Source organism: Sulfitobacter sp. R86518, from assembly GCF_042466275.1.
Lineage (GTDB): Bacteria > Pseudomonadota > Alphaproteobacteria > Rhodobacterales > Rhodobacteraceae > Sulfitobacter > Sulfitobacter pontiacus.
Window position 1 is genome coordinate 53,532 of the sequence record NZ_JAXHCA010000002.1, and the last position, 26,128, is coordinate 79,659.

22 protein-coding genes and 2 pseudogenes are annotated in these 26,128 nt (G+C 53.3%); 6 read left to right on the plus strand and 18 right to left on the minus strand.

The window, feature by feature from the left end:
* Nucleotides 1-106 precede the first annotated feature (106 nt).
* Entirely contained in the window at nt 107-1,108 is a 1,002-nt protein-coding gene (locus SJY36_RS00295) for an IS30 family transposase (protein ID WP_386172241.1), read from the plus strand.
* A 491-nt stretch (nt 1,109-1,599) separates the two neighbouring features.
* Here the strand turns inward: SJY36_RS00295 and SJY36_RS00300 are convergent, their stop codons facing one another.
* The 8 genes from SJY36_RS00300 to SJY36_RS00335 all read right to left on the minus strand — a co-directional run bounded on the left by SJY36_RS00300 (nt 1,600) and on the right by SJY36_RS00335 (nt 12,087).
* Nucleotides 1,600-2,253 (minus strand): DUF2848 domain-containing protein, encoded by a 654-nt coding sequence (locus SJY36_RS00300; protein WP_386172244.1) that lies wholly within the window; start codon nt 2,251-2,253, stop codon nt 1,600-1,602.
* Between the two features lie 74 nt (nt 2,254-2,327).
* Nucleotides 2,328-3,734: a Glu/Leu/Phe/Val dehydrogenase gene (locus SJY36_RS00305; protein ID WP_386172247.1), complete on the minus strand. Its 1,407-nt coding sequence runs from the start codon at nt 3,732-3,734 to the stop codon at nt 2,328-2,330.
* On the minus strand, nt 3,731-7,312 hold the full coding sequence (locus tag SJY36_RS00310) for a hydantoinase B/oxoprolinase family protein (RefSeq protein ID WP_386172250.1): 3,582 nt from the start codon (nt 7,310-7,312) through the stop codon (nt 3,731-3,733). The genes SJY36_RS00305 and SJY36_RS00310 overlap by 4 nt, the downstream gene beginning before the upstream one ends.
* Nucleotides 7,313-7,380: 68 nt before the next feature.
* Nucleotides 7,381-8,664, minus strand: a complete 1,284-nt coding sequence (locus tag SJY36_RS00315) for a TRAP transporter large permease (protein ID WP_386172253.1) — start codon at nt 8,662-8,664, stop codon at nt 7,381-7,383.
* Nucleotides 8,661-9,209, minus strand: a complete 549-nt coding sequence (locus tag SJY36_RS00320; protein ID WP_386172255.1) for a TRAP transporter small permease subunit — start codon at nt 9,207-9,209, stop codon at nt 8,661-8,663. The genes SJY36_RS00315 and SJY36_RS00320 overlap by 4 nt, the downstream gene beginning before the upstream one ends.
* A 26-nt stretch (nt 9,210-9,235) precedes the next feature.
* A complete protein-coding gene (locus SJY36_RS00325) occupies nt 9,236-10,267 on the minus strand; it encodes a TRAP transporter substrate-binding protein (protein ID WP_386172258.1) in 1,032 nt (343 codons plus the stop codon).
* 4 nt (nt 10,268-10,271) lie between these two features.
* Entirely contained in the window at nt 10,272-11,114 is an 843-nt protein-coding gene (locus SJY36_RS00330) for a putative hydro-lyase (protein ID WP_386172261.1), read from the minus strand.
* Nucleotides 11,115-11,208: 94 nt separating this feature from the next.
* Complete coding sequence (locus SJY36_RS00335) at nt 11,209-12,087, minus strand: LysR family transcriptional regulator (protein WP_386172263.1); 879 nt, start codon at nt 12,085-12,087, stop codon at nt 11,209-11,211.
* Nucleotides 12,088-12,565: 478 nt separating this feature from the next.
* Between SJY36_RS00335 and SJY36_RS00340 the strand changes: the two genes are divergently transcribed.
* Nucleotides 12,566-13,012 (plus strand): GNAT family N-acetyltransferase, encoded by a 447-nt coding sequence (locus SJY36_RS00340; RefSeq protein WP_386172266.1) that lies wholly within the window; start codon nt 12,566-12,568, stop codon nt 13,010-13,012.
* A gap of 515 nt (nt 13,013-13,527) precedes the next feature.
* On the opposite strand, the gene SJY36_RS00345 is transcribed toward SJY36_RS00340, so the two are convergent.
* Complete coding sequence (locus SJY36_RS00345; RefSeq protein ID WP_386172269.1) at nt 13,528-14,481, minus strand: GlxA family transcriptional regulator; 954 nt, start codon at nt 14,479-14,481, stop codon at nt 13,528-13,530.
* Nucleotides 14,482-14,553: 72 nt separating this feature from the next.
* Between SJY36_RS00345 and SJY36_RS00350 the strand changes: the two genes are divergently transcribed.
* Nucleotides 14,554-15,003 carry a 4-oxalocrotonate tautomerase family protein gene (locus SJY36_RS00350; protein ID WP_386172271.1) on the plus strand — a complete coding sequence of 150 codons (450 nt, stop codon included), beginning with the start codon at nt 14,554-14,556 and terminating at the stop codon, nt 15,001-15,003.
* Complete coding sequence (locus SJY36_RS00355; RefSeq protein WP_386172274.1) at nt 15,000-16,352, plus strand: flavin-containing monooxygenase; 1,353 nt, start codon at nt 15,000-15,002, stop codon at nt 16,350-16,352. Before SJY36_RS00350 ends, SJY36_RS00355 begins: the two co-directional genes overlap by 4 nt.
* Here SJY36_RS00355 and SJY36_RS00360 read toward each other — a convergent pair.
* The 3 genes and pseudogenes from SJY36_RS00360 to SJY36_RS00370 all read right to left on the minus strand — a co-directional run.
* Complete coding sequence (locus SJY36_RS00360) at nt 16,349-16,522, minus strand: hypothetical protein (RefSeq protein ID WP_386172277.1); 174 nt, start codon at nt 16,520-16,522, stop codon at nt 16,349-16,351. The genes SJY36_RS00355 and SJY36_RS00360 overlap by 4 nt on opposite strands.
* Nucleotides 16,519-16,599 (minus strand): annotated as a pseudogene (locus SJY36_RS00365) (integrase); the annotation flags it as partial. The gene SJY36_RS00360 and the pseudogene SJY36_RS00365, both read right to left, overlap by 4 nt.
* Nucleotides 16,600-16,643: 44 nt before the next feature.
* Nucleotides 16,644-19,283: pseudogene (locus SJY36_RS00370) on the minus strand (Tn3 family transposase); the annotation flags it as partial.
* Between the two features lie 125 nt (nt 19,284-19,408).
* Here SJY36_RS00370 and SJY36_RS00375 point away from each other — a divergent pair.
* Entirely contained in the window at nt 19,409-19,960 is a 552-nt protein-coding gene (locus tag SJY36_RS00375) for a recombinase family protein (protein WP_386172280.1), read from the plus strand.
* A gap of 27 nt (nt 19,961-19,987) precedes the next feature.
* Here the strand turns inward: SJY36_RS00375 and SJY36_RS00380 are convergent, their stop codons facing one another.
* Together SJY36_RS00380 and SJY36_RS00385 are read right to left on the minus strand one after the other, a co-directional pair.
* Nucleotides 19,988-20,581 (minus strand): tyrosine-type recombinase/integrase, encoded by a 594-nt coding sequence (locus SJY36_RS00380; RefSeq protein ID WP_386172283.1) that lies wholly within the window; start codon nt 20,579-20,581, stop codon nt 19,988-19,990.
* Nucleotides 20,582-20,773: 192 nt separating this feature from the next.
* Nucleotides 20,774-21,610, minus strand: a complete 837-nt coding sequence (locus SJY36_RS00385) for a DMT family transporter (RefSeq protein ID WP_386172285.1) — start codon at nt 21,608-21,610, stop codon at nt 20,774-20,776.
* 103 nt (nt 21,611-21,713) lie between these two features.
* On the opposite strand from SJY36_RS00385, the gene SJY36_RS00390 reads away from it, so the two are divergent.
* Nucleotides 21,714-22,400, plus strand: coding sequence for a helix-turn-helix transcriptional regulator (locus SJY36_RS00390; RefSeq protein WP_386172287.1), 687 nt, complete (start codon nt 21,714-21,716; stop codon nt 22,398-22,400).
* A 491-nt stretch (nt 22,401-22,891) separates the two neighbouring features.
* Here the strand turns inward: SJY36_RS00390 and SJY36_RS00395 are convergent, their stop codons facing one another.
* The 4 genes from SJY36_RS00395 to SJY36_RS00410 all read right to left on the minus strand — a co-directional run.
* Nucleotides 22,892-24,649, minus strand: coding sequence for an ABC-three component system protein (locus SJY36_RS00395; protein ID WP_386172290.1), 1,758 nt, complete (start codon nt 24,647-24,649; stop codon nt 22,892-22,894).
* A complete protein-coding gene (locus tag SJY36_RS00400) occupies nt 24,646-24,891 on the minus strand; it encodes an ABC-three component system middle component 6 (RefSeq protein WP_386172293.1) in 246 nt (81 codons plus the stop codon). The genes SJY36_RS00395 and SJY36_RS00400 overlap by 4 nt, the downstream gene beginning before the upstream one ends.
* Complete coding sequence (locus SJY36_RS00405; RefSeq protein WP_386172296.1) at nt 24,888-25,799, minus strand: ABC-three component system protein; 912 nt, start codon at nt 25,797-25,799, stop codon at nt 24,888-24,890. The genes SJY36_RS00400 and SJY36_RS00405 overlap by 4 nt, the downstream gene beginning before the upstream one ends.
* Nucleotides 25,799-26,128 (minus strand): recombinase family protein (locus SJY36_RS00410; protein WP_386172298.1); only part of this gene is annotated, 330 nt, incomplete at its 5' end. The genes SJY36_RS00405 and SJY36_RS00410, both read right to left, overlap by 1 nt.

Genomic DNA, 26,128 nt, shown 5'->3' on the forward strand with positions numbered 1-26,128 from the left:
TTAACATAACCCTGATTATGCGATAAGTCAGTTGTCACCGGCGCGCGCTACCCCCAACTGCGACTCTTGTTAGAAAACAATATGTTATCTGACGAGAGGAATTGATATGGGAACGACTTATAAGCAGTTGAGTATCACAGAACGTCGCAGAATAGAACGCTGGAGGCATGCAAAAGTCCCTGTTGACGAAATGGCGCGTGTCTTGAGGCGCTGCCGGTCGACGATTTTCCGCGAGCTGAAGCGCAATCATTTCTCGGATGAAAGCATGCCCAAGCACGACGGTTATTACGGTGCCGCAGCTCAGCTGATGACGGCGGATCGGCGTGCGCGCGATCGCAAACTGATCAGGCACCCTACTTTGTGCAAGCGTGTGATCGATCTGCTCAAAAACGGCTGGACACCCGAACAGATCGGGAACCGGATGATCTTTGAAGGTGCCAAGCCACGAGTTTGTCAGGAAACGATTTACCGCTACATTTATTCCAAGCAAGGCCAGCGTCATGATCTGTGGTGGTACCTGCCAACGCACCGTGTCGCCAGACGGCCACGGCGCACCAGACGGCGCAGAGAACCAAAATTCCACCGCGATGTCAGCATCCTGTTTCGCCCCGATGATGTGGCGCACCGCCGCCAGTTTGGCCATTGGGAAGGTGATTTGATGCTGTTCAAACAAAAGCTTGGCCAAGCCAATGTCACTTCGTTGGTCGAACGCGTCAGCCGGTTCACCGTGATCCTCAAGAACCCGAACAAGCGCACAAAGCCCGTCATGGGAAAGATCATGAATGCGATCCGTGACCTGCCCCATCAGGCGCGCAGGTCAATCACCTTTGATCGCGGAACCGAGTTTATGAGCTGGCCACATCTGCAGGCCGAAATTGGTACACAGACGTGGTTCTGTGACCCTTCCTCTCCCTGGCAGAAAGGCACTGTCGAAAACACAAATCGAAGGCTCAGACGCTGGCTTCCACGAAAGCGAGACATCCGTGCCATGTCGGATCAGGACATGAAAGAGATCTGTGATCGTCTCAACAACACACCCCGCAAATGCTTAGGATGGAAAACGCCCGCCGAGGTGTTCCGCGAGAAAATGATGGAAGAGTTACAATGAGACCCCTACCCTGACGCCGACAAGAGTTGCAGTTCACGTATCGCTCACATGACATATACTCCCCGTTCCAGAAATGTGAAGCACATCCCCGTTTGATGGCAATCGGGGCAGCGCAGCCGTTCGCTGCGGCCCGCACGAACTGACACAACGCGGACTTTGCCGTCATTCGTTTTCTGAGCTTCGCTGACGCAGTATAGTTTCGCAGGTGCGGCACTTGTTTCGCCGCATCGCAGCCCACATCACCGAAGCAGCCGTTCAGGCCCAACAAAAGTCACCAAATCGGAACCGCCCTTTCGCTGCACGCTGGACCAACACTAAGGGCGCGGACGTAGGGTGACTTCGCTGTAGGCTGCGTAACTGTCCGCTTCTTGCAATCAGCCACGCGTTGTACGCTTCAAGCTTGACTGTTGATCAAGCCTAATAATGGACCGCAGCAAGTTTATTGAGGAATGGTAAACAATTTATGCAATCCGTGTGGCGTTGCGCAGATTTCACCGGATACTTTCGAGCCATTCAGACCTATATTGAAGCTCAATTCTATTTTCCAAAACGGGATCAACTAACTCGGCACGAAACTCAGCCGCTGGGCGGACGTCCCCAATAGCTGGTAGTGTTCCGCACAACATGGCCGATTGATCGACGTTTTCAATTTGGGAACCAAGTGTTGCGAGTGGGAGAATTTGTTCTAGATGGCCATCCTGATACAACACCCACTCCCCGTTTTCTTTTATCCAGGATCGCAGCTGCATTTGATCGGTATGATCACGCACATGGTCGAAATCCCAAACCGCAGTTGCGCAGACCTTTGCGCAGGCTTGCTTGGACGCAGCGACTGATGTGGCCTCGAGTTCTCGATCAGTATGATCGGATGCCAACCCCAACCAAAACTTACCGCCGTGAGTAACCAAAAATGGCTCCGCTTCGCCAGAGGTTTCGACTCCTAAAACTTGAACGACGTCAGCCTGGGTCAACAATGAACTCGACACTCGATAAAAGAGAGGAGTCATAGACGGAGGGGCGACGCCAATTTCGCTTAATTCATCAATGTGGTGTTGAACTGACGCATGATCGCGCCCTGTCCAGCCCGCGACAACAAGATGTTCAATGGCGATCTCAATTTGCGTTAATCCAGTGGAAAACTTCATTAACTATTCCTGATTGGAGGTTGCTCAAGCGTCTCTTTCATCGACGTGACGGCTACATGGCCCATGTCTTACACTCAAATTCCGATCGCTTGGTAAGACGCTGCGATACGCTTGATTGCGATCTGATAGGCTGCATCCCTCAAGGACTGATCGCCACTACCTTCGGCTTTAGTTTGCGAGATAGCCTGAAACGCCGTGGACATCATTTCCGCGAGGCCAGACCGGACCAGATCAATTTCTTGCGGCCCGTCCGTGAAGGCCTTGTCGTCGCTTAATGGAAACGCTTTGCCAGTCATTGTTTCAAGCGACTGTGCCAATCTGCGGTGACCAGTAGCCTCATAGCGGCGTTCCATTAGGCCAAATGGAATGTGTGTCAGGTTTTTGACCCACTCGAAATAGCTAACAATCACTCCACCGGCGTTCGCGTACATGTCCGGGATCACCACCACGCCCCTTGATTTGAGTATAGCATCAGCGGTACTCGTTGTTGGGCCGTTGGCAGCTTCTACGACAACCTTGGCCTTGATCTGTGCAGCATTTCGTTCGTGCACAACTCCTTCAAGGGCCGCTGGAATAAGAATGTCGCAGTCGTCTTCTAACGCACCCTCGTTTTGAGCCGAGAAAGTACCACCTGCAAACCCTTCAAGTTTACCGTTGACAGAAAAGTGTCGCTTTAGCTTTTCGATTTCAAGGCCGGCCTCGTTTCGGATGACCCCGTCGCGTTCGATGATACTGGTAATGAGACACCCATCTTCTTCGCTCAGGAACTTGGCTGCGTGATACCCGACGTTGCCGAACCCCTGAACAACCACTCGTTTTCCAGCCAGTGAATCAACTGCAAATCCTGTGCCTTGCAACTCAACTTCTGAAGCGAACAGGGCTTGAGTCGCGTACTGCACACCACGTCCTGTTGCCTCTGTCCGGCCTTCGATGCCGCCACCATCCAATGGTTTGCCAGTCACACAGGCGGAGCCGTTGATGTCCTCGTGTTTGTGCCGCCGATATTCGTCAGCAATCCACATCATTGTTTGCTCGCCTGTTCCCATATCTGGGGCAGGCACGTTGCTGGCAGGTGATAGAAATCCATGACGCATCAGTTCTTGGGCGAAGCGTCTGGTAATTTTCTCAAGCTCGTGTGGTTCCCATTCGGAAGGGTCTATTTCCAAAGCACCTTTTGATCCGCCAAACGGTAACCCAACCAGTGCACATTTATAGCTCATCAAGGCAGCGAGCGCTTCGACTTCATCCTGATTCACATTTGGGGCAAACCGGATACCCCCCTTTGCAGGTGAATGATGGGTTGAATGTGTGGCACGCCAGCCCCGGAACGTAAACATTTTGCCCCGAAGTCGCACACCAAAGCGGGTGACGTAAGTCGCGTTACAAAATCTGATCTTGTCGGCCAAGCCTTCGGGGAGGTCGATGTTCTCGGCAGCAGCGATAAACATGTCATCGACGTTTTTCAAAAATGAGCTGCTCATTTCGCGGCCTTCCCGTAACCACCGCCGCCGGGTGTCTTCATCACAAACACATCGCCGACAGCGAGTTGCGCCTCATCATTGCCTCTTAATACATTGATATGGCCATCGGCACGTTCAATGCTGTTTTCGCCGACCGAGGCCTCCCCGCCACCCGCAGCGCCATGGGGCGGCACTTTGCGATGTGACGACAGGACCGTCACCGTCATTGGCTCGAGAAAGCGCAAACGACGGACAATCCCGTTCCCGCCGGAGTATTCGCCAACTCCACCAGAGCCATGTCGGATCGAAAACTCATCAACGCGAACAGGAAACCTTGTTTCCAAGATTTCAGGGTCTGTCATTCGGGTGTTTGTCATGTGGCTGTGAACCGCGCTGGTGCCATCAAAACCGTGGCCAGCCCCGGTACCACCACAGATGGTCTCGTAGTTTTGATGCACGTCGTTTCCATAGACAAAGTTGTTCATCGTTCCTTGGCTTCCAGCGATGACTCCAAGCGCACCATAAAGCGTATCGGCAATGGCTTGGCTAACCTCGGTATTGCCAGAGATGACAGCTGCAGGTGCATTGGGATTGATCATGCTGCCTTCGGGGACAACAAGGTCCAGAGGTTTCAGGCACCCCTCGTTCATTGGAATGTCACTGCCAACCAAAGTACGGAACACATACAAGACAACCGCACGGCAGATTGCCATGGGCGCGTTGTAGTTGAATTCGTCCTGCGCGGAGGTTCCGGTAAAGTCGATGGTCGCCTGTCGCTCCGACTTGTCAACCGTGATCGTCACTTTGATCAGGTCGCCACTGTCGAGCGGATATGTGAAACTGCAATCGTGAAGCACATCAAGCACACGGCGCACGCTTTCCTCGGCATTGTCCTGCACGTGGGTCATGTAGGCGTGCACGGTGTCTAAGCCGAACTGCTGCGTGATCTTGGTCAACTCCGCGGCACCCGTTGCATTGGCAGCAATCTGGGCAGACAAGTCAGCCAAATTTTGGTCAATATTGCGACACGGGTATTGACCGGAAGCGAGCAATTCACGCGTTTGCGCGTCACGAAGCTGTCCTTGCTGTACCAACAGAAAGTTATCGATTAAGACGCCTTCTTCTTCGATCACACGACTATCTGGGGGGGCTGATCCAGGCGTTTTACCGCCAATGTCAGCATGGTGCCCACGGCTGGCAACAGTGTAGATGATCCGCGTCCCAGCATTGTCGAAAACAGGGGTGATAACCGTCACATCGGGCAAATGTGTGCCGCCGTTAAAGGGGTTGTTCATCATGAACACGTCCCCGGGGCGGATCTTACCTGAATTCTGACGCAGAATAACCCGCACGCTTTCGCTCATGCTGCCAAGGTGAACTGGCACGTGTGGCGCGTTGGCGACTAAATCACCGGCTTCATCAAAGATCGCGCAAGAGAAGTCGTAGCGTTCCTTGATGTTGACCGAATAGGCCGTGTTGGCCAATGTCGCCCCCATCTGATCAGCAATCGACATGAAGAGGTTGTTGAACACTTCAAGCATGACGGGGTCGACCTTTGTGCCAACGGCCTCTTGGCGCGCAACCACGGAGGTTCTGCGCAGCACAAGGTTTCCACCGTTGACACATTTTGCCTCCCAGCCCTGTTCAAGGATGTTGGTGCCCGTGGGTTCAGTCACAATCGCTGGACCCTCAACAACGTCTCCGATCTCCATCGTTGTCCGGTCGATGACAGGCACTTCGCGCACCATACCATCTGACCACATCTGGGAATGCTTAGGAGCCGCCGGAGCCTTGGCGACATTTGGCAATGTCACGGTTTCGCCCGTCGCACCAATCGCTTCGGCTGTTAGGACATCAATCAGCAAGGTTGCGTTTTCAGGCACGAAACCGAACCTTTGCTGATGTGCCGTCTCAAACGCCTTCGTCATCTCACTCATAGTCCCGAACGGCACTTCAAGTGTTTGTTGCGCGCCGTCGGGGCGAATATGTGCCATCGTGACGGTTTTAACTTGCTCTGGCGGGATACCTTGTCCCGTCACTTCGGTTTCAGCTGCGGCGATTAGGCGCTCCAACACAACCTGTGCACCTTTGATCTGATCAAACCCCATACCGAACTGGTGTTCGCGCATTGCACGCACGTCGGCCAAGCCCATACCAAAGGCCGACAAGACTCCTGCAAACGGGTGTATAAAGACGCTTTCCATACCAAGCGCATCGGCGACCAAACAGGCATGTTGCCCGCCAGCACCGCCAAAGCAGTTCATCGTGTATTTGGTGACGTCATACCCGCGTTGCACACTGATTTTCTTGATGGCGTTTGCCATGTTCTCAACCGCAATGCGCAAAAACCCTTCGGCCATTTGTTCAACTGACATGTCGCCGCCAATCTCCGCGGCCAAATCTTCGAACTTGGCGCGTACGACATCTACATCCAATGGCTCATCGGCGTCTGGTCCAAAGACTGGCGGGAACAGATCGGGCTGCAACTTGCCCAGCAGCACGTTGCAGTCTGTAACCGTAAGCGGGCCGCCACGTCTGTAAGCAGCGGGTCCAGGATTTGCCCCGGCACTTTCTGGACCAACTTGCATGCGACCGTCACGGTAGGACAGGATTGATCCGCCACCTGCCGCAACCGTGTGGATGGACATCATCGGCGCACGCATCCGCACGCCTGCGACTTCGGTCTCAAAGCTGCGCTCAAACTCACCTGCATAATGGCAGACGTCCGTGGATGTGCCGCCCATGTCAAAGCCAATCAGTTTGTCATGCCCAAGTTCAGCGGCCGTGCGGACCATTCCCACGACACCGCCCGCTGGGCCCGACAGAATAGCATCGCGCCCTTCAAACAAGGATGCATCGGTCAACCCACCGTTTGAGCGCATGAACATTAGGCGTTCACAGCCACCCTTTGACGTGCCCAATGCATCAGCCACCTGTTTAACGTAGCGCCCTAGGATCGGAGATAGGTAGGCATCCACTACAGCGGTATCACCGCGAGATACGATCTTAATCAGGGGGCTGGCCTCATGACTCAAGGATACTTGGGTAAAACCAGATTGTTCGGCCATCTGCCCCAGTTTCTGCTCATGATCCGGAAACCGGTAGCTGTGCATCAACGCAATCGCGACTGAACGGTATCCCTTGCCATATGCGCGCGATAACGCCTCGCGGGCATAAGTCGTATCAAGGGCCGTGATAGTTTCACCATCAGCCCCAATCCGTTCCTCAATCTCGATCACATCATCATAGAGCAACTCGGGGAGTTCGATGTTGAGATCAAACAACCTTGGGCGGTTCTGATACCCAATGCGCAGCAGATCGCGCATGCCTTTGGTGATCAGCAGCAATGTTCGTTCACCCTTACGCTCCAACAAGGCGTTGGTCGCAACCGTTGTGCCCATTTTCACGGCACCAATTTGGCCATTTGGAATGGGGTCATCAGGGCCAAGACCCAGAAGTTCGCGAATGCCATGGACGGCAGCGTCAGTGTAAACTTCTGGGTTTTCGGACAACAGTTTATGCGTCTGCAATTCACCCTCGGGCGTCTTCGCCACGATGTCTGTAAATGTGCCGCCACGATCTACCCAAAATTGCCACATTAGACATATCTCCTTTGTTTGCAGGCGTCGCGCGGCCCGCAGTTGTTTAGTTTTGAGGGGGAACTCTCTTACTGCAAAGCGTTTGGCAGGAAGAGAGCAATGTTTGGAAAAGCGATAAGAAGGAAGGCCATCGCCAACATTGTCAGGCAATATGGCAAAGCGCCTAGCATTACCTCATTTAGGCTGCCAGATTTACGCGCACCCTGTACAACATAGAGGTTCAGGCCAACGGGTGGTGTAATCAATGCCATTTCAATGAGAACGATCATTAAAATGCCAAACCAGACGACATCATACCCTTGGGCCACGACCAGCGGGACAATAATTGGAATGGTCACAACCATGAGTGATAGCGTTTCGATAAAGAACCCAAGCACGATGTAAAGCACAACGACCACTAGGATTGTCTTAAGCGGGGTGAGGCCAAGACCCGTCATAAATTCAGTCAACTCGCGGCCCAAACCAGCAGAGGCCAGTGTGAAGTTCAGGAAGGACGCGCCGATTACAATCAACATGATCATGGACGTGATCTTTACCGTACCAGTGAGGCTTTGCGTCAGCATTGACCACGACACGCCACCAAACACCAAGGCAATCACTAGTGAACCCGCGACACCTACTGCGGCGGCCTCCGTTGGAGTTGCCCAGCCCCCGTAAATCGAACCAACAATAGCACCAAACAAGATCAGGATGGGAACCAGATCGATTAAAGCACGTAGCATCTGTGCAATTGGGAACGTGCGCCGTGTACCGCCCAGATCAGGACGGATCAGACAAATGATCACAGTGATCGCCATGAACCCGAGGGCCAGTGCAAGTCCGGGTATCAAGCCTGCTAAAAATAATTGGGGGATAGACGATTGCGTCAGGAAACCATAAACGATCAGATTGATCGAAGGCGGGATCATGATGCCCAAAGTGCCGCCAGCGGCGATTGCACCCGAGAATAGTTTGGGATCATAGCCCAGCTTCTCCGCTTGCGGCATTGCAACCGTGGCAACTGTCGCGGCTGTCGCAACAGACGAACCAGACGTGGCTGAAAACATCGTAGCTGTAGCGATATTGGCATGAACCAAACCACCCGGTAGCCAAGATACCCAGCGATCCAATGCAGCATAAGTTTTGGTCGCTACACCGCTGCGTACAAGGATTTCACCCAAGAGCACAAAGAATGGGATTGCGATCAGAGTCGCCGAATTTGATGAAGACCAAACCATATTTCCAAGGCCTCGGGTCAACGGGAAGCTGGAGAAAAACATGTCAATTCCGAAACCCAGGAGAAACAATACTATGCCAACAGGGATGGAGAGTGCGAGTAGGCCCAATAGACCAACAGAAACATAACCGATCATTGCAACGTCTCCTGCTCAGCAAACGCGCCGACGAAGTTTTCCGTCTCAGAATGGCGGTGTTTCAGTAAAAGGCTCAGGGCCGCAAGTGTCGTCAATGTTGTCATTAATGCAAACCAGACCCAGCCTGCGAACCACGGCAGTTGAACCCATACGAGCGGGGTTTCTAGCGGTGTGTTTGCCCGTGATCCATTGACGATGGACCTTTCCAGTACAGGCCACGCTTTTATCGCGATTGTAATGATGACGCCGGACATGACAATCATTGAAAAGACGTCGAACAATGCACGTTTGAAACTGTCTGCGCGACTACGCAAAAGATCAATTCGGACATGCCCCAACTCCAGTAGAGTAAAGGACATGCCCCATGAGGTTGCAAGCGCCATAGCGTAGCCCGCGATTTCTTCAGTGCCACCAAAGGACGTACCGATCTGGCGCATAATGATGTCTGCGAGCACAAATCCTGCGCAAAGCAGTAAGCCTGCACCAACAACGAGGGCGACCCCTTTGTTGATAACCCTTAGGTTATGTATCATTTTTAGTTCCATCTTCGGTACGCCCCTTGATTTGTCGATTAGTTGATTGTTACGCCAACAACTTGGCCAACACTGTCATTCCAGCGCTGTGCCCAATCACCACCGGCACGTTCAGCCCATTCCGGCAGAACTTCGCTGGTCAAAATTTCGCGTGCGTGATTAAAATCTTCTTCGCTCACGTCCACGAGGGTCATTGAACGCGCGTCACCAGATGGGCATTCACCATTACCGGTGAGGCAAGAGATGTCATTGACCAAGGCATCTTGTGCGCTAGCCCATGCAGGGTCTTCAAATCCACTGACGATTTCACTTGAGATAAGCGCCTGCGTTTCAGCATCCAAGCTGTTCCACTTGTCCAAGTTGATCGCTGTTACGACTGAATCCCAGCCGCCCAGAGGAATTGGCATCAGGTGTGTTGAGACTTCCCACCAACCAGCACTGTATCCAGATCCGGCACCAGTGACCGCACAGTCAACCGTACCCGTTTGCAACGCGCCAGGAACCTCACCAAAGGAAACACTAACGCTTTCCGCGCCGAGGGCCTCGAGGAGCTTCGCTGTCATACGGCCAGAGGCACGAATTTTTAGGCCTTCAAGATCTGCAAGGCTGGAGACGTCTGCATTGCAGAACACGACTTGCGGCGGATATGGCGCGATTGCGAGCACATGCGAGTTAAAACGATCACGATAGATATCTGAGACCATTGGACGTGCGGCATCGACCATGGCACGAGCTTCATCCGCCGTCAGCGCAAGCAAAGGCACGTCCAAGCCCTCCAGCTCAGGCGCATCAGCCACAGCGTAGTCGGCAACTGTCATGGCAACGTCATAAACGCCTTGACCCAGCAACGGATAGACATCGCCAAGTCCAAGGCTCATTGCGTTATGGGTCGTTAGCTCAACATTGATTTTGCCGCCGGAGGCTTCTGGTAAGGTCGTGTTCCAGAATGGTGCCTCATATTGATTGTGCAACGGAAGGCTTGACCAGCTACCGACGACAGAAAGTTCTTCAGCAATGGCGGGTGACGCCAGCGCTGTTGTTGCGATGAGTAGTGCGATTGTCTTTTTCATTTTCTTAGTTCTCCTTGTTGATTTTGTTTCTTGGTAGAATGGTGGTCTCGGCATCTTCTGCGATGTCTGAGATCAGCATGTGACCTGGTGAGTGGGTTATGCAGATCGGTAGTCTTGCATCGAGAAGTACATTTTGGGGCGTGACGCCGCAGGCCCAGTAAACCGGAACCTCGCCTGCTTTTACTTCGACAGCATCGCCCCAATCCGGTTTGGAAAGATCTGCAATACCGATCTGTGCAGGGTCACCAACAGCAATGGGTGATCCATGCGCCTGAGGAAATTTGCCGCTGATCGCCTTGGCTTGCGCAACCTGTCCTTCGGGAATCGGGCGCATTGTCACCACCATCTGCCCGGCAAACGGCCCTGCAGGTGTCAGATCAACATTTGTGCGATACATCGGCACATTGCGACCCGCCTCGATATGGCGAACGGGAATGTCGTTGCGCAAAAGCGCGTTTTCAAAGGTAAAAGAACATCCAAGCGCGACCGAAACTAGATCATCAGTCCAAATATCCGAAATATCGGTAACTTCGGACCCCAACACACCATCACAGAAGATACGGTACTTTGAAACGTCACGGCAAATATCAATATCATTCCCGAGAGTTGTTAGTTTTGGGTTTCCAGTGTCACCAATTCCAACGACCGGGCATGGTTTTGGGTTTCTTTGACAGAACCGCAGGAAGTCCAAAGCAAACTCTTCAGGGAGAATTGCGAGGTTGCATTGGAGCTTGCCTGCGGCCAAACCAGCAGTGTGACCTTGGTATGACCCGCTCCGTATTGCCGCACGCACCAGTTCCGCGGAGGAAGATTTTAAGTCCGAATGGGATACGGTTTGTGAGTTCATAGTGATCGCTCCTGTGATGTTACAAAACCATCACATAGGATCATCTATCAAATCAAATTATCATTTTATATCACTGTCGATAGAATATTTGGAATTACCTGGGGTGGGAGATGTCCCACTCCAAAGCGATGGAGCGCGCAATTTCCGCACTTTTTTCAACAAGAAAGCTGCGGGGTTCGGACAGATATGACGCCGTAAATTCCAAAGGTTGAGGATGAAATCCGGGGTCGAACTCAACGATCTGACCAGACGTTAGAAAGTCGTTTGCAAGTGCTCTGGGATAGGGACCGACTGCGATTCCCGCCGCAATCATCTTTAAACTGGCGGACAAAGACGCCGATGCAAACACCCGCGCTTTCGGCCCAACAGTTCGTGATAGCTCGGATATTAGTTCTCGATAAGGTCGCGTTTTACTTGAGTAAGAAATGACCGGGATTTCGGTCAGGTCCGTACTTGGATTTGTGGAGGAGCGATACCAATGCAATTCAAAGGGCGGGAGAGCCACATTTTCTACAGTGAACTCGGATACAGGGCCCATCAGGAATACCAAATCAAGCCTGCGTTCAAGAAGTGCTGTGCGCAAATTCAAGGAGATATCTACTGTAAGATCGACGTTCACACGGGGGTATTCTTTGCTGAACGCTTTGAGAAACTCGGGCAACCAAGCCTGCGCAATTGTCTCTGACGCCCCAACCCGAAACAACCCTTCCGTCTCCGCCGGATTAGCAACCCGCTGCTTTATCTCTTCTTCAACGAACAGCATCTGTTCGGCGTAGGATAGTAGCAACGTCCCTTGCTTTGTCAGAACAAGGTCTCCGTTACCCCTTTCAAACAGAGAGACCCGCAGTTCTTGCTCAAGATTCGAGATCCGTGTGGATACTGCTGGTTGTGACAAATGCAGCCGGTTTGCTGCCTTCCGAAAACCGCCGAGACGGGCGACCCAAAGAAAGGTTCGGATTTGTTCAAAGGTCATAAGGTATCCACAATATTTATCAGAACGGACATATCTCCATAGAGAACGCTTTCTTTAAAGTATAGCTTACGCAAGCACTCATTGGTGCAGCTGGTTGCTGATCCGACCCTCTAGCGCTTTTGTCAAAGCCGACATTCGTGCGCGTCGCAGCATAGGGGACTCTGGGCTCTGCTGTTGATTTCGCCGCTTCCATCACGAAAGGCGGCAGTCAAACCGCGAAGGTCTCCAGATTGGCCCATTTGACTACAAATCAAGGGCTTAGCCTTTTATTGTAGCGACCAGTCTCAGGCGGCTCAAAGCAGTGACTGCGCTGCACCAGTATCGGGCGACTCAGAGCCTATTTAGAACGTTCAGATTGAGCAGTTTTCGGCATTTCGTAGTTTCACTCCTGTTGAATGGGAGCAGCCGTTGTCCTACGAAGACAGTCAGAATAGCTTAGGTGTAATCCCAATTGAGACACGAAATTACATTCACCAGATTGCCCAAGATTGATCCGGCAGAAATCATGGCCCATATGTCTGATCCACGCGTAGCAGAACATATGCCACTGCTAACTTTTGAATGGGACGCCTCCGCCGTGACTAAATTCATCGCTACCAAAGAAGAGTGCTGGAACCGTGATGGACTTGGCCATTGGGCCATACTGTTAAACAATAAATATGTAGGTTGGGGTGGTTTTCAAAGAGAAGGAGACGAGTGGGACTACGGTCTTGTGCTCCATCCAAACTCGTTTGGGCTGGGCACACGCATATCTAAGAAAGCAATCGAGTTCGCTATTGCTGATGAGCGCATTCCCTACGTAACTTTTCTGTTGCCTCCTTCGCGCAAAAATCTGGGAGCACTCAAAAGACTTGGGGCAACATTTGTCGATGAGATTGAACATGACGGGGCAGCCTTTCTCAAATATCAACTGAAAACAGAATGATTGCTAAGTCCTCGACTTGATCCTTGGCCACTTTTTCGTCGCTGCGCTTTGTATAAATGGCCGGTCTTCACGCTGAGTTGCGACACCGAATTCTTCGCCGTTGCAGCATAATCCGTGGTGCGAGCGCACGCAGCGAGGAATCTGTTCGTCTTCTGTGGGCTCTTTAAGCACCTTCGCCGCGCGTCGTACTAATGACGGTTCTGGAAAAAACGCCGTTCGCGGCACCGGGCATGAACTGGTAAGGTGCGGACGAAGGGAACTTTCGCTGCGCTCGTGCCAATGGCTACTTTTGGTAACAATTCCCAAGTGGTTTTTTTAAGTGCTCGAACAGGATAGGACAATATCTCGTTGTACATTGCCGTTGTTGTGCGCCGTCTATTCCAATTAGCTGATTCATCACCACGCAAAGCGGATACTGGATTTATCGTGCGCAGCACAACGATGACTCTGGACTTCCAGCGCTGCCGAACATCTTCTTTCTGAACAACGATTAGACTGCGGTCCCAGCTCAGCCTTCAATTTGCCAATTGCCGATGCGTATCAAGCGACTTGCCGGTTTGTTTGGTCACGACACGGCGCAAGGCGGACCCATCACTGTACCCAACCTTCTCGGCAATCTCTGCACTTGATAGGTGCGTTTGGACGGCAAGTTGTACAGCTTTGCCCACCCTTAAACTCTGCAAAAACTGTACCGGTGTCAAAGATGCGATGCGTGAAAGGCGACGTGCAAAGGTACGTTGGCCGAGCTTCGCAGCCGCCGCGATTTGGGGAACAGTGATTTCTTCGGCCATTCGTTGCAAAATGTAGGTTTCCGCCAGGCGCAGGGCGGGGTCCGAGGCGATGAGCATTGAAGTATCGATGTAGGGAATCTGGCTTCTACGATCGTCAATCAGGAGTAGTTTTCGGCAGTCATGCGCGGCCTGCAGGCCGGCAAAGCGTTCGACCAGATTTAAGATAAGGTCACTTTGCGCAAGAGCTGCGCCAGCGGTCAGTATATTCCCCGCATCAACGGTCAGCTCCCTCGATGAGATTTGCACCTGCGGATAGCGCGTTTTCAACAATGGCGCGAGCCACCAAGACGTCGTCACCCTTTTCTTGTCGACCAGCCCAGCTTCGGCAAAAAGAAAGACGCCAGAGCACGAGGTTGCAAAGAGTATCTCTTGGCCTTGGGCACCGAGATGCTTCAAGTACCTGAGCAATACCAGTGTTTCGGGATCACACAAAAGATCGTCCAACTCATTCGATGACGTGATGCCCAAGCCAGGCAAGATAATGATAGAATGCCCAGCCCCTGCCCTTTTAAACTGATCTGTCGATGCGACATCAACGTCAAATACTGACTGCCCTGATACCTTGTTGGCCGTTTCAAGAATGTCGAGGGTCAAGGCCAGGCTGGATCGCATCAGGCGTTTCGGTGCTAACACCAATGTCTTGATTGGCTGAGATGAAATGTCAAATTCTGTATGCATGTTGTCATATGTGACACTCGCCTTACTACAATACAAATGTTTTTTTACTCTCCAATCAAAGGAGAACTAAAAATGCCAAACATCATCGTTAAGTCCCCAGCGGGCTCATTGACCCCAGAAATCAAGTCGGTTCTAGCCCAGAAACTCACCAAAGTTGCAAGCGACGCGGAACAGATTGGGAATGATCCACGGCAGCAATTTCTGACTTGGGTTGTATTCGAAGAATGGGCGGATGGCGCAGTCTTTGCTGGCGGCGTGAACCCCCTTTCGAAAGTCACACCTGTAATCGTCTTTATCTACCCACCCGTCGGCGTACTTGATCAAGGGGCTCAGGCCGGATTTGGCAACGCGGTACACGCAGCCTTAAGTGAAATAGTCGTCGATGGCAGCCCTGTCGCGACATCCGTTATCTTCTGTCCTGTCCCGGACGGAGACTGGTGCGCAAATGGCCAAGTGTGGAAGTTGCCAGAGCACGCAAAGTCGGCGGGATACAAACATCTGCAGCATCTGGTTGGCTCATGATCCCGTCGGTAACGGTTTCTCGAACGCCACAACCATTGCGTATTGCAGTCGTCGGAGCGGGGCCCGCTGGTTTGGCCATGGCCCGCGCTTTGAAACAATCAGGTCATGATTTCAGCGTATTCGAACGAAACCAGGACGTGGGCGGCATTTGGGATCCCGACCACGTCGGCTCTCCCATGTATGACGCCGCTCACTTCATTTCTTCGAAGGGGGCAGAAAACTCTACGTTCGAGGGTCATCCCTTTCCCGAAAGCGCGGCAATCTATCCATCGCACAAAGAGGTTCTCGATTATCTACGTACCTTCGCAAAAGACGAGGGTCTTCTTCCGAACGTAACCCTTGGATGTGGCGTAAGCGACGCCGTCCAATCAAGTGACGGCATTTGGCACGTCACAACGGATGACGGAAAACAGTCCACCTTCGATGCACTTGTTTGTTGCAGCGGCACACTTTGGGATCCGGTTGTTCCGAACATCACGGGCAGGTTTTCAGGTGTTGCGCGTCATGCTGTGAGCTACCGTAGTTCAGCTGAAGTTTGCGATAAGAACGTTCTTGTCGTGGGGTGCGGGAATTCAGGGGCAGACATCGCATCTGATATGACCAAAACGGCAAAGTCTGTCACCCTGAGCATGCGCCGCGGCTACTGGTTTGTGCCAAAGTTCATCGCAGGTCAGCCTTCTGATATGGTGTTTAGCGGTAAAGCCAAATTGCCAGATTGGGTAGCCCCTCCGGATCCGGCAAGCCTTCTGACCTTACTGACCGGTCAACCCTCCACTTTCGGACTTCCCGATCCAGACCATCCTCCGTTTGCATCTCATCCGGTGATGAACAGCGACATACCCATTCATGTTGGGCATGGGCGCATTTTACCTAAACCCGATGTGGCAAAGTTTGATGATCAGATCGTTCATTTCACTGACGGTTCCAACACAGCCTATGATGAAGTTGTATTTGCTACGGGATATCGTGTATCCGCCCCGTTCCTCAGGGATGCGGAACTTACTCCTGAAAGCGGAAACCGCCCTGACTTATGGATGCGGGTTGCGCATCGCAACAACCCAGATCTCTACGCGTTAGGGATGATTGAAACCAACTCAAGCGTCTATCGGCTTTTCGACAAGGGCGCTCATTTGATCGTTGCGATGATCGAGGCACGGGCTGATATGACTAAATCCATGCAACTATCGCTGCCAGCTTTGCCTTTCGACGAAACAGATTTGGCTGGAGAAAATACCAAAATCTCATCGGATCGACACTTCGGATACGTTGACAGTCGAATTTATTCCAAAGCGCTCGACGAAGCTCTGTCTGCCTGGAAAATTTGGCATGCTGCAACGATTTGTCCCTAAGTTGATCTTTTGGGGGAAACTCGGTTTGCATTCGATTTGACAGCGAAGCGGTCGTTGGTGCACAGCGCCGCATCGGTGACTTCGGGCTCGTACTTCTCTTTCGCCGCTGCGAAGGCGTAGGTCTGTTCTAAATCGGCGAACGGCGAGTGCCGCACGCCAACAAGGGTCAAATGTCGATCCGCTCAGCGATGCTTAAGGCATCTTCTAGCTCGACGCCAAGGTAACGTACTGTACTATCGACCTTAGAGGGGTCGACTCCGGCTCGGTGCAGAATAGGGCGGTAAGGTTTTAAGCGTTCATTCGCCGCCACCTGTATTCGCCTGTGAGGATAATATGTGCACGGCGCTGCATATCGGTGTCGAGCGCCCATTCGACGATGAACAATGTCCGTTCGATCCGCCCAATTTCGCGAAGGGCAATGGCCAGATCATGTTGTCGTGGGCGTGCGGCCAGTTTCCTGAGAAGCTGACTGGGCTGCATTCTTCCCGACAGCATCGTTGCGATGCAGCGCAGAACATCCGGCCAGTTGGCGATGATGGTGTTTTCTCTGATCTTGTCACCGACCAGACCCTTCAACTCATTTGGGACACTGCGGCGATCAAAGACATGCAGCCGCTTGGAAGGAAGATCCCTGATGCGCGGAATGAACAAATAGCCGAGCAACGATGTGGCAGCGAACACAAGATCCGTGAAGCCACCGGTATCGGCATATTGTTCTTTGATCCGCTTTCCAGCCTCGTTCATCAGCAACCCGTCCAGAATATACGGGGCTTCGTTCACTGTGGCGGGGATGACCTGGGTAGCGAAGGGACCATATTGATCTGATACATGAGTATAGGCCTTCAAACCGGGCTCATGGCCGTACTTCGCATTGATCAGATTCATCGCTTCACCCTGTCGCGTGGTGGAAAAGAATTGCCCATCACTGGAAGCAGTTTCACCAGCACCCCAATATTGTGCCATTGGTAACTGCGCTTGCGCCTCAATCACCATGGCCAAGGCCTGATTGATGGCATCACTTTCCACATGCCAGTTTGAGAGCCGTGCCAATTGGGTAAAACTATGCGTGCTGCTGGCCCCGGCCATTTTGCTCAACCCAAGATTCAGACCTTCAGCGAGGATGACATTCAAAAGGCCGAGCCTGTCTTTGCAGGGAGCTCCGGTGCGCAGATGGGTGAAGGCATCAGTGAACCCCGTGTCATTGGCCACGTCCATGAGAATATCGGTGATCCGCACTTCCGGCAGGCGGCGATAGAGTTCGAGGATGAGGCTATCGGCCTCCGCGGGTACATCAGCTTCAAGCCGGTCGACGCGCAACCGGCCCTCTTCGATGACGCCGCCAGGGAGGGTTCCATCTTTGGCTGCCATGGCAAGCCTGTGCAGCCCGTCTTCCAGCCGTTGTTTTCGATCTGCGATCCAGATTTCCGGTTCCAATGGCATTGAAAGGCCCATAGTCTGAGCCGCCTCAACCGGAACCAGGGCCTGTTTCATATCGATGTAGCGGCGGGAGTGAGAAAGCCAAACATCCCCGGATCTGAAGGCTTCGCGCAGATGGAACAGTACCGCAACGACCCAAAACCGGTCTCTGTTCGTTTCCGGATTCCGCAAATGTCCTCGCCATTTTGACTGCGGTTTCAGAAATGGCGCGGACCGCCTTGAGATATCGCGTTTGTCGCGGATCACATCGGTGGCAGCAAGCAATGGTTCGGCCACACTGGCGCCGACGATTTCCAATGCTGCCAGCATTCGCGGAGCATAGAGCTTGAAGCGATGATAGCCCTTCTCGATATAGGCCAGTGCGTCCGCCTTGACGGTTTTACCGAGTGCCGCCGCCGTTGCGACGAGGTTTTCCAGCACGCCCCAACCACAGGACGCATCCACGGCACCTACGACTGCCGCGTCATCGCCTTTTGCCAACAGCAATGTCGTGCCCAAAGTCTCGAATCCTGCGAGAGTCGTGGCGATTTCCGATTGCGCCTCAGCAACACGGGCATCGCAAATCTTCTTTGCTTCCCGCCAGACCGAGCCAACGATCCGGTCATGAGTTTCGACAACGGTATCTGCGATGGCGGCCGACCATTCCACGATGCAGGTGGCAAGGATGGCCAAACGACGGTCACTCGTGATGTCTCGAAGACCGTCGGTAAAATAGCGCTCCCCTTGGCGGCGCAATTGCGTGACCCGGTGCGCAGGAACATCGTCCAGGATTGACGGCGACAACGCGAGCCGCTGCAGAAGTTCCAACCGATCAAGCTGACGGTTCATGTCCGCGGAGTTCTTGCCCACTTCGAACTGTCGTAGCCAGATGAACCGGCTGACCCGACCATCCACTTCCTCGGTCAGCAATTTGTCGAGCTTGGTGCGCGTATTCGCATCGAGGCGGGTGGCAATACGAGCCTCAATTCTACGTTCATCAGCGACCAACGCATCGGCACAATGACGTTCGATGACCGAAATTCCCGGCAGAATGATCTGCTGTCTGCGGCATTCTTTTACGAACCCACGCACCAGAGCCTGGCTGGATTGCGCCGTTCCAGCATTCTGGTCCAGCCAGCTCCGCATTTTCTTGGTCCGCTTGCCGGAGAACATCTTATACCCGTACATCTTGCGCAGAGCGTCGAGATGTTCCCGGCGGGTCTTTTCCCGCGCGGCATATGGCAGAAGGTCATCTGGTTTTAATCCGAGTTGCGCGGCTACAAAACGGCAAACGGGTTCTGGGATCACCTCACCAGCTTTCAGCAAGCGACCCGGATACCGGAAGGCACAAAGCTGAAGCGCAAAGCCGATCTGGTTTTCAGGCCGCCGCCGGGTGCGAATGTGCTCTATGTCTTCGTCATCCAATGTGTAGTGCCGAAGCAGTGCCATTTCGTCAGTTGGAAGATCAAATAGCGCCGCGCGTTGTCGCACGGTCAGAACCGCTCTGTGTGCCATCAGATTGTTCTTTCTTTATAGGATGGGGTCTTTCAAAGTAGACATATTGAGACCATTCGCTTGCCATGTCTTTTTCAATGTCTCAATATGACAGTCACACAAACTCTTAATTTATATGAGAACCTATGGCCAAAGTCGGATATGCCCGTGTCAGCTCAGTCGGACAATCTCTGGACGTGCAGCAAGAAAAGCTGAGTGACTGTGACAAGCTATTCGAGGAGAAGCGTAGCGGCACCACCGATGCACGCCCCCAGCTCAAACAATGTTTGGGATATGTTCGCGAAGGCGACCAGCTGATTGTAACCCGCATCGACCGCCTAGCCCGATCCACACTACACCTCTGTCAGATCGCGGAGACACTGCGCGAAAAACGCGTCGATCTTGTTGTACTTGATCAAAACATCGACACGTCAGATGCTACCGGACGGCTCCTGTTCAACATGCTCGGGGCCATCGGCCAGTTTGAAACCGAAATCCGTGCCGAGCGTCAAATGGACGGGATCAAGAAAGCCAAGGATCGAGGCGTGCAATTCGGCAAGCGACCTGCACTAACCACTGAGCAGATTGCAGAACTGCGCGAAAAACGCGCAAAGGGCACTCTAATCAAAAAGCTAATGGCTGAATACAGCCTCTCTAAGGCCACTATCTACCGGTATCTCACCGAAAACGAAGCCTGAGCGCAATCACAGAAGTCCAATCCGAGCTTAACGCCCTATTCTGCACTGAGCCGGAGTCGACCCCTTAGAGTGGCCCAGCAAAAGCTGAACAGCGCGAAGATTCCCCGTTTTGCGGTAGATTTCCGCAGCCTTGGTCCGGCGGAGTGAATGAGTGCCATAGGCGCTCGGCTCCAACCCAATCGATGTCACCCAATCACGGACAAGCCGACCGTACTGTCGCGTTGAAATGTGTGGTCGATCGTGGAAACGACTTGGAAACATGAACCGACAAGCAAACATCTCAGGCGATTTGACCCACGCCAAGACCGAATCTCGCGTGTTTTCAGTCAGTTCGAACTGGACCGGTTTTTTGGTCTTGCTCTGGATCACCGAAACGCGTTCGCGAACACGATCTTCTTTCACTAGGTCCGTGACGGTGAGTTTGACCAGATCACAGCCCCGAAGCTTGCTATCAATCGCAACGTTGAACAGCGCAAGGTCGCGGGGATAGCTGGCAAGTTCAAGGCGCGCGCGGATGGCCCAGACCTGCTTTGGAAGCAACGGTCGTTTCTGGCCGATGATCCGCCCTTTGTTCCATGCTTCGTGTTTCGAAGTTACGGCAGGAAGTTGTACTCTTGGCATAGTATGCCCTCCAATCCTCCCTCCAAACCCAGACGTCAGCACCGCGCTAACATCGAGACTATAGCATCAGATTGAATGGCCGTTTTTTGGCGCGCCATTGCAGGCGGAATCTCTGCGGGTGCATTCGGCAGCTCCGAGCCCATTCTTCCAGATGCTGCATTGAGTACGAAGGTCGGCTTTCAATGTTCGGCGTTATGTCTTTGGGACCAAACAACCGCTAGAAAAATGACTGTCCCGCCAAGGATCGCAGATGTAGTAGGCACCTTCTGACAACACCAGAAATGCCAAGACGGGCGCAAGCGGCATTTCCAGTGTCGAAAGCAATGCTGTTTCTGCTGATGGTAGTCGCCTAGCGCCTTCGGACAACGTCACCGAGGCAACCGCGAAAACAAGGCCGAAGGCAATCAGTATTGGCAGCTCGTGGCTTTGAGCGGCAAAAGGGTCGCCAAACACCAGCGCAAATGGCAGCAGCACAATGGATGATAAGGCAGCCGGTAGCGCCGCAGTCGTTGATGGGAATTTTCGGTAAACAACCATCGTGGCTGACATCATTAGGGTCATGAACAGAGCAAGGAAATCGCCTTTTAGCTGACTGTCGCCAAATGACGCTGAAACAATGATGAACACACCAAGGAGTGCCGCCAAACTCGCGAGAATGACGCGCGTGGTTGGGAGCTCTTTAATGAAGACCCATGATAGCCCTGCGGCAATGAAAGGTGCCGCAGCATAGATTAAAGCGACGTTTGCAACACTGCTGAGTTTGAACGCTGGAATAAACGCGGCAGTGCCAGCGGCCATCATCAAGGTCACAAAGAATGCGGGTTTATTGAATGCCCTGATCTCAGCAACGAATGCGCCACGTAAAACTAAGTAGGTCAGCGTAAACGTTGCCGCTGCGACCCCGCGCCAGAAGATGATCCCCCATGCGTCCGTTGAAACGCCATTCGTGAAAACGCCGGCAGAACTAAAGACAATCGCGGAGATCACAACGAGTATAATGCCTGATTTTCTTTGGTTCATATCGATCATTTTTACCGGACGCCTCCTTGCATTGATTGTGCAGGAATAGCGAAGTACTACTGACATCTGTATGTCAGTAGCGTTTTATGCTGGCCCAGAAAGTTGAGTGGACATGGCATATAAAACGACACGGTTTTTCGAGATTATTCAGTTATTACGAGTTGCCAATAAACCGCTTTTGGCACGTGACCTTGCTGAGGTCCTCGAAGTGTCGGTCAGGACAATCTACCGAGACATTGCCAGCCTGCAGGCTATGCAGACCCCGATATTGGGCGAGCCCGGTGTGGGCTATGTAATGCGAAAGGGCTATGACCTTCCCCCGATCAACTTAGACGTTGATGAAGCCGAGGCTATCGCGGTTGGTCTAAGCCTTGTAGCACGCACAGGCGATCCCGGTTTGTGGCGTGCAGCCGGACGCGCCTCACGAAAACTGCATGAGGCGGCACCAGGAACACGAAAGCTCGTCGCCTCATCGTGGGGCGTCGAAACTGAGCCGCCGATAGACCTGTCGCGTCTTCGCGCTGCGATCCGTGCAGAAACGAAATTGGAGGTTTTTTATCGAGATGCGAATGAGCGTGAAAGCAACCGCATTATCTGGCCGCTTGTTCTCATTTACTATGTGGACAACGTCATGATCGTGGCATGGTGTGAGCTCCGCCAAAGCCTGCGCCATTTTCGCGTTGACCGTATCGCCGACGGCAATTTCTTGTTCGACAGTTTTAGCGGAAAAGGAGACGCTCTGATCGCGCTGTGGGAGCAAACGCAAAAGAACGAGACTGTTTCGACAAAGGATTTTTGAGCCAAGCCGCCATTCGCGCAGCCGCAGCGAATGCTCACTTTGTCCGCAGTCTGTAAATTCCGCCACTGATCCATGCTGCACTCTGCTCGAATGGCTGGTTTTCTCGCCGCGCGGCAGCACCAAATTTTACGCTGGCGCAGCATTATCTACGCTGCGAGCGCACGCAGCACGGAAATCGAATTCACACATTGGGCTCTTTCGTTGAATCCGCCGCGCTATGCGCGAACGGCCGCTTTACCGAAAACGCTGAGAGAGTCATTTCGCCCCGTCCCGCAAAGGACCCCAATGACGCGGGAAGGTAGTCAACGAGACGGCTGTGGAGCCTGCGGCACTCGTGCGCACCAATAGGGTGGCTCGCGCTCTTCGGCTTCACCTGGCTCATACCACGTGTGTCCGGTCCACATCCACACTTCCCAGTCATCGCCCGGCTTGCGGACAATGTAGAAGTATCCTGGCGCATCTTCTCGACCGCTATACATTAAATCACCTCGTCAAAACCGAACACCGAAGAGGCCACCCGTCTCTTCCTCGTCGAAAAGTCGCGTGGGGTTTACATGCTTCCAAACGTCGAAGTCATCCTGAAAGCCGTCTTGCGGCAATGCATCAGAGTTCATCGTGACGATGTATTGGAACCCGACACGCTCGGCATGTTCGGCTCCGAGCTGAAGTGCCTTCGCGACCTGTCGCTCATCAACACCATCAAAGAGGTGGCTATCATGGATCAGAAAACCCGGACCCAGCCCTCTTTTCGTCGCCAGTTCTGACAGCATCAGATCGAAGCAGAAAATCTGCATGTTGTTGATGCCTTTGCTGCGCTGTGCATCAATCGTCACGTCGAACGTGGGTCCGTTGTCGGTGGCACCGATTTCGAGGTTACCCGCCTGCTCATAAAGAGCGTTTGAGAGGTCTTCGAACACAAGGATCGCTTCCTCAACGATCCCGCTTCTCTCGTGCAGGTCGGATTGCAGCGCTTGCTGTAGGCGGGCGCGCTCGATGTCGAGTTGAACCTGCGTGCTTTCGATCCGCTCAGCGATTTCCAGCTGCTGGCGCAAAGCCTCTACATCAGCCTCAGATCGGCCCAGTTCTTCCTGCAATTTGGTGTAGTGATCCAGGGCACCGCCTGACTTGAGGATGCCCATAATCTCCTGTCGGCGGCGATCCAACCCTGCCCGTTCTTCATTTCGCTCTTCAATCCGCTTCTCCGCAGATGATATTTCGCCCGTCAGGTGAGCCTTCCGGTTTCTGACGATAGCTTCGTGAAACGCAGACACCTCCTCGAAACGCTTGCCCACAGTCCCCGGCAAGACGACCCCGGCTTCTTTATAAACCTTTTCGACATTCGAGATTGCCGGTGGTTCTTCACTCTCAAGCGCTTTTGTCAGTTGCAGGATCAGGTCCCGGTCGATGAGATTATCATTGTTCATCGTGGAGATCGCTCGGGTGATCTCCGATGCCTCTTTTTCGAGGGCGGTATACTCTGGGACCACGTTAAAGGTTGCGATCAGCTGGCGTAGCCGGTCAGCCTTTCCATGAGCAACCGTCAGACGAGTTCGAAACTGTGCGGAGCTTCCATAAAAGTCCCCAAGGCTGCCTTGTTTTGCCGCCTTGCGCAATTCTTTCATGGCCTTCTCTTGATCGCGGGTTTCCTGAAATTGTTGCGAAATACTCGCGTCCAGACCAAGAAGGTAAGAGATCGCAACTTGCTGGTCCCAGTTCTGTTGTTGCCCTGACTGTTGTGTCGGCTGAACAAAAGCGCCGCTCCCCTGTCGCCTCGCAAAATAAGAAAACAGGGAACGGAATGTCGGGCCGAACCGAGCCTTTGCGTCCTCATTCGTTGGCAGATTGAAGAAGAGAGACCCCAAGACAAGTTTCCAGTTGGCTTGGGAAAGAACAAGATCACCGGTCTTCTCATCGAGGTCGGGCTTGATCGGCCAATGGTCAGTCTCGCCCTGTATCCGTATCCTGGAGGGCTTGGAACCTGAGCGTGCAGCGGTCATCACATGCCCGCCGATGTCCGCTTGGAGTTCGAACGTATGGGGGGTCAGGGTGTCAGAGCGGAAAATGCTTTTCTTGTCCGCGTTGCTGCCAAATATGAAGTGAACCAGCTCGACAAAGCTCGACTTGCCCGCACCGTTGCGGGTCTGACGATCGGTTGCTTCGGCCCCCTTTTCGGCAAGGACGATATTGAGACCCTGCCCGAACGTAAGGGACCTGAAGGTATCTAAGTCGCTGGTGATGGAATGGATCATGTCGCCGCTTTCCGTAGAAGGCCGTTCTCGAACGTGACGGCATTCACCATGAAAAGCAGATTGAGGGCCAGAACGAACCAATCATAGTTTATGGGCGCAGTGCCGACAAACTCGCCGCGTTGCTCGCGCACTTCGTCCCATACCTTCGAAACCGTCATCGGACGATTGAGGCAGGCGAGGACTTCTGCTCCAACCGTAAGCAGAGCGCGTTCAGGCCGGATATGTTTGGTCGGAAGAATCATGTTGCTGCACCCTCCTCGATATGATCCTCGAAAATGTCGCAGCGCTCGAAGAAATACGACATAACAGCGAGAACAGCGGCCTGATGTTCGGGGCTACCCGACATGCCCCCCGCAAACTGTTGGAGTTCTGCGAAAACGGCATCGGGACTCGCGCCTTCGTCCCGGAGAGCTTGATAACGGTCTCTGAAACCTTGTGCGATCTCCTCGCCAAAGTTTGGAACTGGATACTGCTCGAAGAAGCGTTCGACCAGACGCTCTTGGCGACGCCCTACACGAAGCAGGCCGGCGGCGGCGTCAGAGAGGTCGTTTGCTTGCAATTTCGTGGCTGAGGGCGCCGTGAGCGGAGGATTATCGTCAGGCTCCATGCGCGGGATCGCGAGGATCACGGGTTGAAGCTCCATGAACTCCAACTGCGAAAGCGTCGTCTGCGTCGGAGCCGCACCGAAAAGGTCCGTAAGCTGCGTTGGCGTTAGCGACATCACGACATCGAACAACTCGGCATAGCCCATCGACCCAAGTTTCACGGTGGGGTTTGCAGCTTCCAAATCGACAAGTTGCTGCACGACATCGGCCGGAAGGCCGTCCATATCATTATGGACAAAGATCCATCTCTCCATCCGCGCACCCCAATGGCCGAGTGCGCCGTTGAAATCAGTATCGACCTTTGCCTGCATGGCATCGAGCTTTGTGCTGCGGGGGCCGTAGCACTGGAAGATGGTTTTGTCGCTTGCCCGGTAGCCATCGCTCTTCCGGTCGCCTTTGTTTCCGTATGCACGTACAGGCTGGAAATCGCCGGGAAAGGCATGTCCCATGATCGCGGCGAACATGTCTTCGAATGCCTGCCCTTCGTTCTTCAGGAAGGCATTCTCAAATTTGATCTGGAAAATGTAGCGCTGAAGCTCGTCCATCACGCGCTCGCCGCCAAGGCGCGCTGGATCGTGCTTCTGTTGACCCCCAGTATTTCCGCCATGCCTGAGACAGTTTCACGTTTCGTCTGGATGGCCCGTTTGGCGTGTGCGATTTGTGTTGGCGTAAGGGCTGGCGGTCGACCCAGACGCTTGCCGCGCTTCTTTGCGGCTTTTAGCCCCGCTGTGGTCCGCTCTCTGATGAGGTCACGCTCGAATTCGGCAAGCGCGCCCATGATGTGAAACACCAACCTTCCGCCTGCGGTTGTCGTATCGATCCCGTCCGTCAAACTGCGGAACTCGATGCCACGGTCTCCAAAGAGCTTCAGAAG